We start from the raw sequence: 14,726 nt of genomic DNA, 5'->3' as shown, positions 1-14,726 counted from the left end.
TACGGGACCAGGACGGGCCGGCAGGCGGCCGGCGGCAAGGTGAACGGCCCGCCGACGGGGCGGACGGCACCTCCCGCGGTGCTGCCCGCGGCCGGGCGGACGGACGCCCCGGACCGGCGGGGCGGCACGAGCCGCACGGCGCCCGAGAGTGGCAGGGTCCGGACGGGTCAGGACGCGAGGACGCGGACGGCGGCGAGAAGCCCGGGAGAGCCTCGGACCTGCCCCCCGCCCCCGGAGGAGCCGGGGGTTCCGACGGCACCGGCGGCACCAGACCTGCCAAAGCCGCCGGCGGTTCCGTCAGTTCGGGAGGCTCAGGCAGTCCGGGCGGTTCCGCCGGCTCTGCCGGTTCGTCGAGGGCCGGGCCCTCCGACGCCGTCGAGAGCGACGAGCCGCTGCTCTCCGCCCGCGTGCACCGCCCCTCCGACCTGCTCCGCCTGGGGCTCGGTCTGCTGGCCATCACCGTCGTACTGATCATCGCCAACTTCGCCCACGGCACCACCGCAGGCCTCGAACAGGACATCGACAAGGGCACACAGCAGGCTCCGCCCCTGCTGATCAGCGTCACCGGGCTCGCGTCCAGCATCGTCATCCTGCTCGTCCCCGTCGCGTTCGCCATCGAGCGGCTGATCAAGCGGGACGGGCTGCGCATCGCCGACGGGGTCCTGGCGGCAGTCCTCGCGCACGGTGCCTCGCTGGCCGTCGACCTGTGGGTGGCGCAGGCCGCGCCCGACTCCGTGCGGGACGCCCTGACCAAGCAGATCACCGACACCGACCTCACCACCCCGGTGCACAGCTACCTCGCCCCCGTCATCGCCTACATGACGGCAGTCGGCATGGCGCGCAGGCCGCGCTGGCGGGTGCTGCTGTGGGCGGTGCTTCTGCTGAACGCCTTCGCGATCCTCTTCCCCGGCTACTCGACCCTCTTCTCGATCATCGTCACGGTGCTGATCGGCTGGTCCGTGGCGTACGGCACGCTGTACGCCGTCGGCACCCCGAACGTCCGCCCGACCGGTCAGACGCTGCTCGCGGGGCTGCGGCGCGTCGGCTTCAACCCGGTGAGCGCCAAGCGCGTCGAGGACGCGGACGCCTTCGAGGGAACCGAGTCGGGCGACCACGGCCGCCGGTACCTCGTCACGCTGGAGAACGGCCCGCCCATCGACGTGACCGTCGTCGACCGCGAACAGCAGGCGCACGGCTTCTTCTACCGGGTGTGGCGCCGTCTGACCCTGCGCGGCATCATCCAGAACCGCAGCCTGCAGTCCCTGCGCCAGGCGCTCGAACAGGAGGCGCTTCTCGCGTACGCCGCCATCGCGGCCGGAGCCAACGCCCCGCGCCTGGTCGCCACCTCGGAGCTGGGTCCGGACGCGGTGATGCTCGTCTACGAGCACATCGACGCCCGCACCCTCGACTCCCTCCCGGACGAGGAGATCACCGACACCCTTATGCGCGCGGCCTGGCGCCAGGTCGAGGCGCTGCAGTCGCGCCGCATCACCCACCGGCGCCTGGTGGGCGACGCACTGCTGGTGGACAGCTCCGGAACGGTCTATCTGACGGACATGCGCGCGGGGGAGATCGCGGCCGGCGACGTCGTCCTGCGCATGGACATCGCCCAGCTGCTGACGACGTTCGGGCTGCGCGTCGGCGCTGAGCGCGCGGTCGCCGCCGCCGTCGACGTACTCGGGCCCGACTCGGTGGCCGACAGCCTGCCGCTGCTGCAGCCCATCGCGCTCAGCCGCCGTACCCGCACGACGCTGCGCAGGCTCGCCAAGGAGCGCGCACAGCGCGAACGCGACGCCGTCATCGAGGCCTCACGTGCCAGGAAGGACACCAAGGACCACGACGAGAGCGGGAGGACGGCGCACGGCGCCGTGCAGAAGACGGACCGCAAGTCGCTGCGCGCGGAGAAGAACGCGGAGAAGCGGGCCATCGACGACGCGCTGGAGGAGGCGCGGGAGGAGGACCTGCTGGCGCAGATCCGCCAGCAGGTGCTGCTGGTCAGGCCGCAGGCGCCGATAGAGCCGGCCCGGCTGGAGCGGGTCAAGCCGCGCACGCTGGTCACGTTCATCGCGGGTGCGCTGGCCGCGTACTTCCTGCTCTCCCAGCTCACGCAGGTGCAGTTCGGGCAGGTCTTCGGTGAGGTGAACTGGGCCTGGGTGGGCGGCGCGGCGCTCTTCTCGGCGTGTACGTACTTCGCGGCCGCCATGGCGCTGCTGGGCTTCGTACCCGAGAAGGTGCCCTTCCCGCGTACCGTCGTCGCCCAGGTCGCGGGCTCCTTCGTGAAGCTGGTGGCACCGGCGGCGGTCGGCGGCGTCGCCCTCAACGCCCGCTTCCTGCAGCGCGCGGGCGTACGTCCGGGGCTCGCCGTGGCGAGCGTCGGCGCCTCCCAGCTCTTCGGCCTGGGCAGCCACATCACGCTGCTGCTCGTCTTCGGCTATCTCACCGGCACCGAGCACACCCCGACCCTCTCACCGTCGAGGACGGTGATCGCGGGGCTGCTCGCGGCGGCGGTGCTGGTCCTGATCGTCACCGCGATCCCGGCGCTGCGCAGGTTCGTCTCGACCAGGCTGCGTTCGCTGTTCGCGGGCGTCGTCCCCCGCATGCTCGACGTGGTGCAGCGGCCGCGGAAGCTCGTCACGGGCATCGGCGGGATGCTGCTGATGACGCTGCTGTTCGTGATGTGCCTGGACGCCTGTGTACGGGCCTTCGGCTACGACGCGAGCTACGCGAGCATCGCCGTCGTCTTCCTCGCGGGCAACGCACTGGGGTCGGCGGCGCCGACGCCGGGCGGTCTCGGTGCGGTGGAGGCCGCGCTGATCGCGGGTCTGATCACGTTCGGGGTGCCGAAGGAGATCGCGACGCCCGCCGTGCTGCTGTTCCGGCTGCTGACGCTGTGGCTGCCGGTGGGGCCCGGCTGGCTGTCGTTCTCGCACCTCACGCGGAAGGGCGCCATCTGACGAGAGGGCGCGTACGCACGCTGCCGGCCCGGAGCGACGTGTGCGTCCGGGCCGGCAGCGGTGCGGTGCTTCGCGGTCGAGTGCGGGAGTGCGGTACGGGTGTGTGACTGCGGGCGGGGCTGCGCCCGGGCCAGGGCTCTAGTACACCGGCTTGTCGGGCTCGATCTGGTTGACCCAGCCGATGACTCCGCCGCCCACGTGTACGGCGTCCGAGAAGCCCGCGTCCTTCAGCACGGCCAGGACTTCCGCGGACCGGACACCCGTCTTGCAATGCAAGACGATCTTCTTGTCCTGCGGCAGGTCCTGGAGAGCGTTCCCCATCAGGAAGTCGTTCTTCGGGACGAGCTTCGCACCGGGGATGGAGACGATCTCGTACTCGTTCGGCTCGCGCACGTCGATGACCTCGAGGGACTCGCCGTCGTCCATCCACTCCTTGAGCTGCTTGGGAGTGATGGTCGCGCCGGCCGCGGCCTCCTGCGCCTCGTCGGAGACGACGCCGCAGAACGCCTCGTAGTCGATGAGCTCGGTCACGGTCGCGTTCTCACCGCAGACCGCGCAGTCCGGGTCCTTGCGGACCTTCACCTGCCGGTAGCTCATCTCCAGGGCGTCGTAGATCATCAGGCGGCCGAGCAGCGGCTCGCCGATGCCGGCGATCACCTTGATCGCCTCGTTGACCTGGATGGAGCCGACCGACGCGCACAGCACACCCAGCACGCCGCCCTCGGCGCAGCTCGGCACCATGCCGGGCGGCGGGGGCTCCGGGTACAGGCAGCGGTAGCAGGGGCCGTGCTCGCTCCAGAAGACGGAGGCCTGGCCGTCGAAGCGGTAGATGGAGCCCCAGACGTACGGCTTGTTCAGCAGCACGCAGGCGTCGTTGACCAGGTAGCGGGTGGCGAAGTTGTCCGTACCGTCGAGGATCAGGTCGTACGGGGCGAAGATGTCCATCACGTTCGAGGAGTCGAGGCGCTCCTCGTGGATGTTGACCGTGGTGTGGGGGTTGATCCCCTGCACCGTGTCCTTGGCGGACTCGGCCTTTGAACGCCCGATGTCCGACTGACTGTGGATGATCTGGCGCTGCAGGTTCGACTCGTCGACCTCGTCGAACTCCACGATTCCCAGGGTGCCCACGCCCGCGGCCGCAAGGTACATCAGGGCGGGCGACCCGAGGCCGCCCGCGCCGACGCAGAGCACCTTGGCGTTCTTCAGCCGCTTCTGCCCGTCCATCCCGACGTCGGGGATGATCAGGTGACGCGAATACCTGCGGACCTCGTCAACGGTGAGCTCGGCAGCCGGCTCGACCAGGGGTGGCAGCGACACGGGGACTCCGTTGGTCGGTGGAACGTACGGTTGTTCTCCCGTAACACTGCCACGCACGGTCTCATTCCGAGACACCCGGTCCGATGCGCGAGACGAGCTCGTCCCAGTAGCCGGGCAGCGCCTCCCAGGGGTTCTGGCCCTCCTTGTCCGTCCTGTCGGTGAACCACACGGTGCCCGCGCCCTGCCAGCGGGCGACGCGCAGCGCCTCGTCGATGTGCATGCGCGGAACTCCGTGCACGAGGTGGCAGAAGCGCTCCGGCGGATGGTCGGCGGTCCATTCGGCGGCCTGCGACCAGCGGTAGTCCGTCCAGCAGCCGGAGAAGGTCACCAACTGGTCGGCGAGGTCCGCGTATCCGGGATGCGGATGGGTGCCGTGGCCGAAGACCAGTGCCGCACGCGGGCGGGCCGCCGGTGCCACCACCGCGTCCGCGCCCGCACGCGTACCCGGGGCGCGCGGGCCGGCACCACGCGGGCCGGGAGCGACCAGGCCCACGGTGTGCCGGTCCTGGTAGCGGCGCTGCTGTGCGCAGAGCGCGCGCAGAGTCGTCACCGTCCGCGCGGTCTCCGTGAGATGTGCGCGCCCGGCCGGGCAACGCGCGAGGTAGAAGCCGTCCACGCTGTACCAGTCCAGGAAGCGGTGCGCGTCCGACACCAGCTCGCCGAACGACCGCGTGCCGTCCCGCATTCCGAGATGGCCCAGAACGGTCACGCCGGACTCGCGCAGCCTGGCCGCCGCCGCCAGACAGTACGGGTCCGGCCGCGCGCCGGGGCCCCCGGCCACGTCCAGCACGGCCCAGTGCAGTGGAAGCCCCGGCTGGGTCAGCGCCGCCCATTCGACGGGCGCGAGCATCGGGTGCGCCCAGCCGGGCACGCCGAATCCGGTGCGGCCCGTCGGCCCGGCCGGTGCGCGGAGTGTTCCGCCGGGAGTCATCAGATGCGGCATGCGGCCTCCATCCAGATGTCGGCCAGCGACTCCTCGAGGCCGATGCGGGGCCGCCATCCCAGACGGTCGCGTGCGGTCCGTACGTCCGCCTGCTGCCAGCTGCCGCAGCCGTCGGGATAGGGGTACGCGGACGGGACGGACGAGGGCGCCACGCCTCCGCCCGGTTCCAGCTCGTGCAGCGAACCCCCGAATCCGGCCACCCGTGCGAGGACGCCGGCGGCGTCGCGCAGCCGTACGGCCCGGCCCGTACCGATGTTGATGACGCCCTGCGCCGCGGAGAGCGACGCGGCGTGCACGGCGCGCGCGACGTCGCGTACGTCCACGAAGTCCCGCTGCACGCCGAGCCCGCTCAGCTTCAGTTCGCTGTCGCCCTGCTGCATCGCTCGCCGCATGCCTTCCGCCAGCCGCCCCAGCGGCGAACCGGCCGGAGTGCTGGGCCCTGCTGGCGAGAAGACCCGCAGCACCACCGCGTCCAGCCCGGATGCGAGCACCAGCTCCGTCGCCGCGAGCTTGCTCACGCCGTACGGCCCGCCAGGGCGCGGTACGGCGGACTCGCCGATGGACGAACCGGAGGTGGACGGCCCGTACTCCGCCGCGCAGCCGAGGTGCACCAGACGCGCGTCGCAGCCGCTGCGGCGCAGCGACTCGCAGACGGTGGCGGTGGAGACCGTGTTCTGCCGGGTCAGTTCGCGTGCGCTGCCGCGGGTCGCGCCCGCGCAGTTGATGACGACGCCGGGGTGCACCGCGTCCAGGAAGCGCGTGAGCGCGCCGGGACTTCCCGATGACAGGTCGAACCGGACGTCCGCGTCGTCGTTGCGGCCCAGGGCCGTCAGCTGTACGGCGGGATCCGCCAGCAGGCGGTCGGCGACGAAGCGGCCGAGATGGCCGCCGGCACCGAGCAGAAGCACCCTCATCGCGTGTCCCCCTCCTCGGAGATGCGGTACGACGGCCGTGCAGTGATCATCTTTCGTTGCTCCTTGTCGTTCCACGGGTCGCGCGCGGGAGCCCTCGTCGGGCGTCGGCGCGGGGTCTGTGTGCCGGGGACCGGCACGGACACGGCAGCTGTCAGGTCGCTGTGCCGTGCGGGGTCTCGCAGCGCTCGCAGGGCTCGCGCGGAGCACGGCTCGCACAGGGGCCGCAGCTCCCGGGACCGCCCCGGATTCCCTCTCCGCCGGGCGGCTCCGGCTGGGCGGCCGAGCCCCGGGGGCGGTGCGCCGAGGCGCCGCTGAGCAGGCGGTACGCGCACCCCAGCAGGAACAGGGCAGCGCAGCCGCAGGCGGCCGCGACGACGGACGCGGCGGACGCCCCGGTCGCGCCGGAGCCGGCGGAGGCGCCGGCGGCCTGCAGCGCACAGGCGGCGACGAGCCCCGCGGCAGCCGTTCCGCGGAAGCCGTGCATCGCCAGCAGGAGCGCGGCGAAGAGCAGCACCCCGAGCGCGGTGACCGCCGGCGTCGCCCCCGCCTGCAGTACGGCGCCGGCCGCGCCGCCCCGTGCAAGGGCGAGCGCCGCGATCTCCCGCGAAGCGAACTGGAGGCCGGTCAGAGCCGCGGTGAATAGCACCGCCGCCGCGGTCAGCAACGGCCGCGTACCGGCAGCGAACTCGGCCAGGCTGCGGCTGTGTTCGAGGCTGCGCCGGGCCCGTACGGCGAACCAGCGGGCACACCACACGGCGGGCACCAGCGCACACGCCAGACCGAGGCCGACGGCGAAGGCGAAGGCGTGGACCGCCCCGGGGCCGTGCTCCTGGCCGGACCCCGCACCGGCCGACGCGATGACGGCGACCGCGGCGGCGGCGAGCACACCCGGCAGGACCCACAGCAGCGCCAGCAGCACGCCCGCCGGTGAGCCGGGGGAGGGCGACGCCGCCGCACACGCCTGGCCCACGCGGGCGGCCGGGACGCCGGAGGTACCGGGGCCGGGGCCGCGGCCCTCGGTTCGCGGCACGCGCGCGAACAGCTCCTCGGCGAGGGAGAAGACGTCCCGGTGCCGGAAGCGCGCCGCGACGCGGTCGGTCACTCCGTGCGCCTCCAGTGCGGCGGCGATCTCCAGAGGGTCCACGGCCCGTTCGCACAGCTCGCGGTGGCGGTGCATCAACTCCCGCACCGGGTCGGCCGGCTGGGAGCCGGGCGGCGGCGGGGACTGCACTGGCGCCGCGGACGCCCCGGACGCCTTCGACGGCTGGGACGGCTCCGACGCCTTCGACGACTGGGACGGCTGGGACTTCTGCCCCGGCCTCGCACGCGCGGGCCGCGCTCCGCTCCCGCTGCCCGCCGCGTGTCCGGACTTCTGGCCGGGGACCGTCCCCTGCCCGCGTCCCGAACCGTGCCCCGCCCCTTCGACCAGCGCCCTGGACCGGGTGTCCCAGGCGTCCGCTCCGGCCGGGGCGCACGGCTCGTACGGGCGCCCGGCGGGGGCCGGAGGCGCAGCGGTACCGGCGGCGCTGCCGGGCGTTGATGCGTGATCGCTCATCTGACCTCACCCTTACGGTGTTCGCGCCCCGCGTGTGCCGCGGGGAGAAGCGCCGGCCGGACCGATCCCGCGACGAGCATGAGCGATGTGAAGGCAGCCGGCATGCGCACCCCCGGGAACGGCCGCGCCGCGGAAGCACCCCCCGGACCGCCCGCGCCTCCGGCCCAGCGGCCCGGCACATGCGACTCGGGCGGCCTCGCGAAGGGCAGCGGCTCCTCACCGCCGGCGGCACCCGCCGCCTCACCCGTGCCCACGGGCCAGCGGGACATCAGCTCCAGATAGATGGCGCGGAAGGCCGCGACGTTCTGCTCGACGGTGAAGAGTTCGAGTGCGCGGGCACGCGCCGCTGCCCCCAGGCGCTCCCGTCTCTCCGGATCACGCAGCAGCGCGATGCAACTGTCCGCCAGCGCCCGCGGGTTGCGCGGCGGTACGACGAGACCCGTGCCGCCGATCACCTCGCACACCGCGCCGACATCGGTCGAGACGGTGGCCCGCCCGCTGAACATGGCCTCGACCAGCGGTACGGGAAATCCCTCGACCGAGCTGGAGAGCACCACCACGCATCCCGCGCCGTAGGCGTCGGCCGGCGTGGGCACCGACGGAGTCCCCGCCTCCTCGAAGGAGACCGGATTCTCTCCGACGGCCACGGCGTGGGCCGCCTCGTCCGGGAAGAGCTGCGCGGCCAGCCCACGGCACCGCGACTCGTACTCGCCCGCCTCCGGCCCGCGCCCGGGCGCGGTGGAGACGATGCGCAGCCTCGCGCCCGGTACCGCCCGCCGCACCTCAGAGAAGGCGTGGAGCAGACCGATCAGGTCCTTGCCCGGCTCGATGCGCCCCGCCCAGACCAGCGTGGCGTCCCCCGCCCTGCGGCCGCCGGCCTCCTCGCCCAGGTCCGCGAACGGTGCGGCGTCCATGCCCGGATAGACCGTGCGCAGCTTCTCGCGCGGGGCACCGCACCGCTCCTGCCAGCGCCGTCCGTGGGTGTTCCCCGGCGTGATCAGCTGCGCCCGGGTGTAAGCCTCGCGCGCCAGCTGCCGCTGGAACGACGCGAGCAGCGCCCGTACGGGAGCTCCCGCGGCGGCCGGGGCCACGGCGTCCGCGGCGCTTGCGAGATAGTGCTCGCGCACGCGCACGCCGTACTCGGTGATCAGCAGTGGCGTACCGAAGAATCGCTTCGCCAGGAGCCCGGGAAGAGCCGCAGGGCCGCCCCCGACCGCATGGCACAGGTCCACGCCCGCAAGACCGGTGCCGCACTCCTCCGCTCCCGCCTCACCGTCTCCGTACCAGTCGAGGGAGAGCGGCCGCAGTGCGCGCTCCAGGCGCTCCGACACGGCGAGCAGGTCCGTCACCTGCGCAGAGTGGAGCGCGCGCAGAGACCCGGGTTCGCGGCAGGCGGACTGCAGGACGCGGACGGCCAGTTCGGAACGGAGCGCCGCGCGCAGCCCGCCTCCGCAGTCGCGGGCGAGCTCGGCGAGGCCGTAGAGGCCCGCGGCGAAACGGTCCGCCAACTGCCCCGCGCTCTCGGCGATTTCACCCGGGCCCGCTCCGCCACCGCGGCACACGGCCCCCGCGAGCTCCCGGAAGCACTCGCCGAAGCGACGCCGCTCCCGCCGTCCGTACGAACTGGACGAGCCCGCCCGCGCGTCGCCCGCACCACGGCCCGCGGCGGCGTCCCACAGCGGCGCCGTGCGCACCCGGCGCACGTTCTCCGGGAGCTCGCACCGGCGCCCGCTCTCCTGGCGGGCGCTGCGGCTGAGCGCGTACACGTCGAACTCGTGCCCGCCGAGACCGCGCAGCAGCCGGTCGCACCACACGACCGATTCACCACGCGCGTAGGGATAACCACCCTCCGTAAACAATGCGATGCGCACGGACGCATCACCCCCGACCGGTTCTCCGAGTGGGCCATCGCCCGTACGGGCCGATGGCGTGACGCGGAAGACGCTATGCGCGCCCCATGCACACGGTGGACGGTTGTCCGTCGCGCCACCAAAAGGGGTGAATGCCCGTGACTTACCGCCCAGTTGGACGTTCCTGTGCGCTAGGTGACCAATCCGGACTCAAGCGGCCACCCTGAACGCACCACGCCGCCCACCCGAAGCCGTGAGCACCTCGCGCCCGAAGCGCCCGTCCGGATGGAGGGGACGCCTCACACGCGCGAAGCGCCCGTGCCGGTGGGGACACCTCCCACACCCGCAGGCGCTCCGGGGGACTAACCGCGCGGGAACGGCCAGGGATTGGGGCGGCACTTCGCCCCGTCCGTGGTGAGGGACTTGGTCTGCTGCATCATCACCGGGGCGAGGTCGCCGTCCTTGGGGCAGCCGACGTGGTCCTTGCCGATCCTGTGCCCCACCTCGTGGTTGATGAGCATCTGCCGGTAGCCGAGAATCCGGTCGTCCCCGAAGGTCTTCGAACCCTGTGCCCACCTGTAGGCGTTGATCATGATGCGGTCCGTGGAGGCCGAGTCGCAGGAGACGTTCTGCTCACTCGTGTCCAGCCCGGACTTCGCACACCAGACGTCCGTCGTCGGCGAACTGGCGAGGGTGATGACGAAGTCGACGTCCCCCTTCGCGACCCGCTCGAAGCTGCGCTCCCCGCCACGCGCCCAACTGCGCTTGTCGTTCAGCGTCTTCTGCACCGCCTCCGCGAAGAGGCCGGAGTCCAGCGGGAGCCCCTTCTCGACGTCCACGCGGTAGCGCATCACCTCGTTGCCGCCGGCCCCCTCGTGGCTGCCGGGGACCGCCCTGAAGTCGCCCTTGCCCTTGAACCCGGACTTCAGAGAGAAGGTCTTGCTCAGCTTCTCCGTGTACGTCGGGGCGGCACCCTGCGGCTGGCCCGGAACGCCTCTGCCCTTGTCCGAGCGGGAGGCCGGCTCGTCCGCCGCGACCCCGCGCTCTGCGGCGGCGCCCTCCTCGCCACCGTCACCGCCCGGCCCGCCGCCGTCGGCGACCTGACCGGCGACGACGAACGCGATCACGGTCGTGACGGCGACCGCCAGCACAGCGGTGACCGCCTTGCCCTTGTGGCCGCCGCCCTTCCCCGTACGGGGAACCTGCACCGGCACGCGCGGAGGCGGAGCATGCGGAAGTCCGCCGTCCGCGTCGGGGCCGCCCCGCGGCCCGTGCCCGCCCGCACCCCCGCGGCCGCTCTGCGCGAAGTCGCCGGGCTCGTCGTAGCCGTCGTAGCCGTTCCACGGTCCGGGAGTTCCCGGTCTGCGGCCTCCCGGGCGCCGGACGGGAGCCGGGCCCGGATCGGGAAGAGAACGGCCCGGGGCACGGCCTGCCGCACCGGGATGACGCGGGGCGGGAGCCCGCAGGGAGCTCGGGCCGCCCGCCTTGTCGCGGCCGAACACGCCGTCGTCGAAAGCCTCGATGTACTCCTGGCGGGGGCCGGTGGCGGGCCGCCCCATGCCGACCGCCGCACCCGGCGTGCCCTGGAGCACCCGTCCCGCCGCGTTGCCGCCCTCCGGCCCGCGGCCCGAGGAGTCGGCACCCCAGCCGCCGCCCGGTTCGCGGTGCTCGGGGTGGCCGCCGCGCACGGACGAGCCGCGGCCGTATCCGTGCTTGTACTCGTCACGGTGCCAGGAGAAGGCGCCGTCCTCGGACGAGTCGCGGGGATCGGGCGGCCCGTAGGCCGCCTGCTGCGGACGGGAGGCCGCCGCCCCGGCGTCGGCCATGCCGTACGACGGTGGGTCGTCGCCACGCGGCACGGCTCGCTCGGACGGATGACCGGCCTTTGCGCGCCCCTTGCGGCTATGGCGTCCCACTACTCACCTTCCGGGGGTACGGGCCTCGGCGACGAAGCGTTTCCCAGTTCGGCATGGGCCGTCAACCGAGCTGTATCCACAAGCAGTTCACGGAATGCGCACGCGACGATCTCCGGATACTCCATCATCGCCACGTGTCCTGCTTCGGGCAATGCCAGCATCCGGCTGTCACGGAACGCCGCACCCGCGCGGCGCGCCATCCGGAAGCCGACGAGCTGGTCCCGCCCGCCGTACACCAGCAGCGCCGGTGCGAGCACGCGCTCCGCCTGCCGCCACAACGAATGCTGACCGCCCAGAGTGTAGGCGTCGACGAGGCCACGCGCGGAACGGGCGAGGGAATCCCAGAAGTACGGCAGGCGGAGCCTGCGTTCGAGCTCGGTGACCGCCGCGGCGAATCCCCCTGGTGAGACCCGCCCCGGGTCCCCATAGCACAGCGCCAGCACCTCCCGGGTCCGGCGCTCGGCCGTCCAGTCCTTCGTGAGCCTGCCGAACAGACCGGCGATGCCGGGCACCGCCAGCAGGGCCGTCGGCAGCGCGGTCCGCTGCGGCGGCAGCTCGGGCAGCGCCGGCGAGACCAGCGTCAGGGTGCGTACGAGATCCGGGCGCAGTGCCGCGGCGCGCGTCGCGACGGCCCCGCCGAGCGAGTTCCCGAAGAGATGCACGGGAGCACGCCCGCACGAGTCGAGGTATCGGATCACCGCACGGGTGTGCCCGGAGACGGAGTAGTTGCCGTCGTCGGGCGGCGGTGACAGACCGAAGCCGGGCAGATCGAGAGCCTCGCTGTCGAGGTCGCCGGCGAGCTCCAGCATCAGCGCCGACCAGTTCAGCGATGAGCCGCCGAGCCCGTGCACGTACACCGCGGGAGGCAGCCCCGCACGCAGCGGAGGACGTGAGCGGACGTTCAGCGTCAGCCCCGACAGGGACACCGACCGCACGGTCTCGCCGTCGTGGGCCGTGGGATCACCGGCCGGCGGCACCGTCTGCGCCGCCTCGGGAGTGCTCCGCACACCAGGCTGCTCGGTCGATGACATGGCGCAATATTACGAGACGATCACACGGCTTCACCGGTGTTCGTCATCACACAGGCACCCCAGGCCACGACGTAGCCTCGAATAGGAGGCGTCCTTCCTGGAAAGGGGAGCGAGCATGTCTGTTGAACCGACCGACCCCGAGGACTTCGAGGACACCTACGAGGCAGAACCGGACGAGGAGCCGGCCGACCCTGAAGCACCGCCGGAGGACGCCGCCGAACAGCACGCGGAGCTGCTCCGTCAGCGGGAGATGCCGATCACCGGCCGCGAGGACATCGAGGCCGACCCCGCCGACGCCGCCGAGCAGGCACGCGTGGTCGAAGTGAACGAGGATGAGTACCGATAGAGCGCCCGCTGCGTCAGCCTGAACTGAAATATTCGGCCCGCGGCAGTCACAGGCCGGTTACCGAAAAGTACGATGGCGAGCGCAGCGCATACCGCGCACAGAGACTGATCAGGGAGGCGGCGTGACAGCCATCGAGCAAACAGAGGCGCGCCCTCGCGGCACGCGCCTGCCGCGCCGGGCCCGACGCAACCAACTGCTGGGAGCAGCGCAGGAGGTCTTCGTCGCCCAGGGCTACCACGCGGCCGCCATGGATGACATCGCCGACCGCGCCGGCGTCAGCAAGCCCGTGCTCTACCAGCACTTCCCGGGCAAGCTCGACCTCTATCTCGCGCTGCTCGACCAGCACTGCGAGTCGCTGCTCGAAGCGGTACGGGCGGCCCTCGCCTCCACGACGGACAACAAGCAGCGGGTCGCGGCGACGATGGACGCCTATTTCGCGTACGTCGAGGACGAGGGCGGCGCCTTCCGGCTCGTCTTCGAGTCCGACCTCACCAACGAGCCGGCGGTCCGCGACCGCGTGGACAGGGTGAGCCTGGAGTGCGCGGAGGCCGTCAGCGAGGTCATCGCCGAGGACACCAAGCTCTCGCGCGACCAGTCGATGCTGCTCGCCGTGGGCCTGTGCGGAATGGCACAGATCACCGCGCGCTACTGGCTCGGCTCCGGCCGGCCCATCCCCCGCGACGCGGCGGCCAAGCTGATCTCCTCGCTGTCGTGGAGAGGCATCGCCGGCTTTCCCATGCAGTGACCCGTACGGAGCGTTCACGGAGCCCCCGCGGCGACTTGAGTTCTAGTGGTCGTTGCAACACCCCAGTTCAAGGGGTGCGATGGACTTCGAGATCCGGGCGGACCGGCATCAGAAGGGGCGCCGTCTGACGCGTGAGCGGGCGGCATACTTCCGGCTCATGGAGCAGGGCTACAGCAGCAGAGAGGCCTGCCGGATCGTCGGCATCAACTTGCGGACCGGCAAGAGATGGCGCAACGGCTGGCATGCGCCGCCTACAGGGAAGCCGAAGCCTCCGATCCATGTCGAGGCTTCGGCTTCCGGCTCCTCGCGCTACCTCCAGGAGAAGGACCGCATCCACATAGCCGACCGGTTGAGGGAGAACGCCTCGATCCGGCAGATTGCCACCGAGCTGGACCGCAGCCCGTCCACGATCAGTCGAGAAGTACGCCGTAACGGCATGCCGTTACGCGGGGACGCGTCTTGCTGGGTCTACCGCCCGCATGCCGCCCATCGCCGAGCCGAACAGCGGCGCCCGCGTCCCAAGCCCGGCAAGATCGGGCAGAACTCGCAGCTGCGTGACTTCATCCAGGACCACCTCACGCTGCGATGGAGCCCGGAACAGATCTGCCACGCTCTGCGTGCACGCTTTCCCGACCGGCCGGAGATGCACGTGACGCACGAGACCATCTACCAGGCCCTCTACGTCCAGGGCCGCGGAGAACTCCGCCGCGAGCTGACCCGAGCCCTGCGAACCGGTCGCGCACGGCGCCGGCCCCACCGACAGTCCTACAAGCGCCAGCCCCGCAGCATCCCGAACATGGTGATGATCAGCGATCGTCCCGCTGAGGCCGCCGACCGGGCCGTTCCCGGCCACTGGGAGGGCGACCTCATCATCGGCAAGGATCACAAGTCCTCGATCGGCACCCTCGTGGAGCGAGCCACCCGCTACGTCCTGCTCGTCCACCTGCCGGCCGGTCACAGCGCGGGCAACACCCGAGACGCGCTGGCCGAGACCGTGAAGGACCTGCCGCCGCACCTGCGGAAGTCTCTGACCTGGGACCAGGGCTCGGAGATGGCCGCCCACCAGGCATTCACCATCGCCACCGACATCCCCGTCTACTTCTGTAACCCCGGCAGCCCCTGGCAGCGCGGCTCGAACGAGAACACCAACGGCCT

At 72.2% G+C, this 14,726-nt stretch carries 11 protein-coding genes; 4 read left to right on the top strand and 7 right to left on the bottom strand.

What is annotated here, in order from left to right; translation table 11 throughout:
- Positions 1–407 precede the first annotated feature (407 nt).
- Positions 408–2,954 carry a lysylphosphatidylglycerol synthase transmembrane domain-containing protein gene (locus tag AN215_RS23655; RefSeq protein WP_245694669.1) on the top strand — a complete coding sequence of 849 codons (2,547 nt, stop codon included), beginning with the start codon at positions 408–410 and terminating at the stop codon, positions 2,952–2,954.
- 138 nt (positions 2,955–3,092) lie between these two features.
- Here AN215_RS23655 and moeZ read toward each other — a convergent pair whose 3' ends face one another.
- The 7 genes from moeZ to AN215_RS23620 all read right to left on the bottom strand — a co-directional run bounded on the left by moeZ (position 3,093) and on the right by AN215_RS23620 (position 12,480).
- Positions 3,093–4,271 carry an adenylyltransferase/sulfurtransferase MoeZ gene (gene moeZ / locus AN215_RS23650; protein ID WP_070011085.1) on the bottom strand — a complete coding sequence of 393 codons (1,179 nt, stop codon included), beginning with the start codon at positions 4,269–4,271 and terminating at the stop codon, positions 3,093–3,095.
- A 61-nt stretch (positions 4,272–4,332) separates the two neighbouring features.
- Positions 4,333–5,214 carry a spherulation-specific family 4 protein gene (locus AN215_RS23645; protein WP_070011086.1) on the bottom strand — a complete coding sequence of 294 codons (882 nt, stop codon included), beginning with the start codon at positions 5,212–5,214 and terminating at the stop codon, positions 4,333–4,335.
- Positions 5,202–6,128, bottom strand: coding sequence for an NAD-dependent epimerase/dehydratase family protein (locus tag AN215_RS23640; protein ID WP_070011087.1), 927 nt, complete (start codon positions 6,126–6,128; stop codon positions 5,202–5,204). The genes AN215_RS23645 and AN215_RS23640 overlap by 13 nt, the downstream gene beginning before the upstream one ends.
- A gap of 151 nt (positions 6,129–6,279) precedes the next feature.
- Positions 6,280–7,683 carry a hypothetical protein gene (locus AN215_RS23635; RefSeq protein WP_216094108.1) on the bottom strand — a complete coding sequence of 468 codons (1,404 nt, stop codon included), beginning with the start codon at positions 7,681–7,683 and terminating at the stop codon, positions 6,280–6,282.
- Complete coding sequence (locus tag AN215_RS23630) at positions 7,680–9,554, bottom strand: DUF3492 domain-containing protein (protein WP_079123349.1); 1,875 nt, start codon at positions 9,552–9,554, stop codon at positions 7,680–7,682. The genes AN215_RS23635 and AN215_RS23630 overlap by 4 nt, the downstream gene beginning before the upstream one ends.
- Positions 9,555–9,895: 341 nt before the next feature.
- Entirely contained in the window at positions 9,896–11,359 is a 1,464-nt protein-coding gene (locus AN215_RS23625) for a DUF3152 domain-containing protein (protein ID WP_079123348.1), read from the bottom strand.
- An 89-nt stretch (positions 11,360–11,448) separates the two neighbouring features.
- Entirely contained in the window at positions 11,449–12,480 is a 1,032-nt protein-coding gene (locus AN215_RS23620) for an alpha/beta fold hydrolase (protein ID WP_070011091.1), read from the bottom strand.
- A 115-nt stretch (positions 12,481–12,595) separates the two neighbouring features.
- On the opposite strand from AN215_RS23620, the gene AN215_RS23615 reads away from it, so the two are divergent.
- The 3 genes from AN215_RS23615 to AN215_RS23605 form a co-directional block, all read left to right on the top strand.
- Entirely contained in the window at positions 12,596–12,826 is a 231-nt protein-coding gene (locus AN215_RS23615) for a hypothetical protein (RefSeq protein ID WP_070011092.1), read from the top strand.
- 121 nt (positions 12,827–12,947) lie between these two features.
- On the top strand, positions 12,948–13,571 hold the full coding sequence (locus AN215_RS23610; protein ID WP_070011093.1) for a TetR/AcrR family transcriptional regulator: 624 nt from the start codon (positions 12,948–12,950) through the stop codon (positions 13,569–13,571).
- Between the two features lie 79 nt (positions 13,572–13,650).
- Positions 13,651–14,726 (top strand): IS30 family transposase (locus AN215_RS23605; RefSeq protein WP_070031276.1); only part of this gene is annotated, 1,076 nt, incomplete at its 3' end.

Source organism: Streptomyces abyssalis, assembly GCF_001751365.1.
GTDB classification, from domain to species: domain Bacteria; phylum Actinomycetota; class Actinomycetes; order Streptomycetales; family Streptomycetaceae; genus Streptomyces; species Streptomyces abyssalis.
The sequence above is the reverse complement of the archived record's forward strand: the minus strand, read 5'-3'. Positions and strand labels throughout refer to the sequence as shown.

Excerpts from the sequence above, each read along its gene's own strand:
- AN215_RS23645 (WP_070011086.1), bottom strand. The coding sequence starts at position 5,214 with ATGCCGCATCTGATGACTCCCGGCGGAACACTCCGCGCACCGGCCGGG.
- AN215_RS23640 (WP_070011087.1), bottom strand. The coding sequence starts at position 6,128 with ATGAGGGTGCTTCTGCTCGGTGCCGGCGGCCATCTCGGCCGCTTCGTC.
- AN215_RS23635 (WP_216094108.1), bottom strand. The coding sequence starts at position 7,683 with ATGAGCGATCACGCATCAACGCCCGGCAGCGCCGCCGGTACCGCTGCG.
- AN215_RS23625 (WP_079123348.1), bottom strand. The coding sequence starts at position 11,359 with ATGGCCGACGCCGGGGCGGCGGCCTCCCGTCCGCAGCAGGCGGCCTAC.
- AN215_RS23620 (WP_070011091.1), bottom strand. The coding sequence starts at position 12,480 with ATGTCATCGACCGAGCAGCCTGGTGTGCGGAGCACTCCCGAGGCGGCG.
- AN215_RS23615 (WP_070011092.1), top strand. The coding sequence starts at position 12,596 with ATGTCTGTTGAACCGACCGACCCCGAGGACTTCGAGGACACCTACGAG.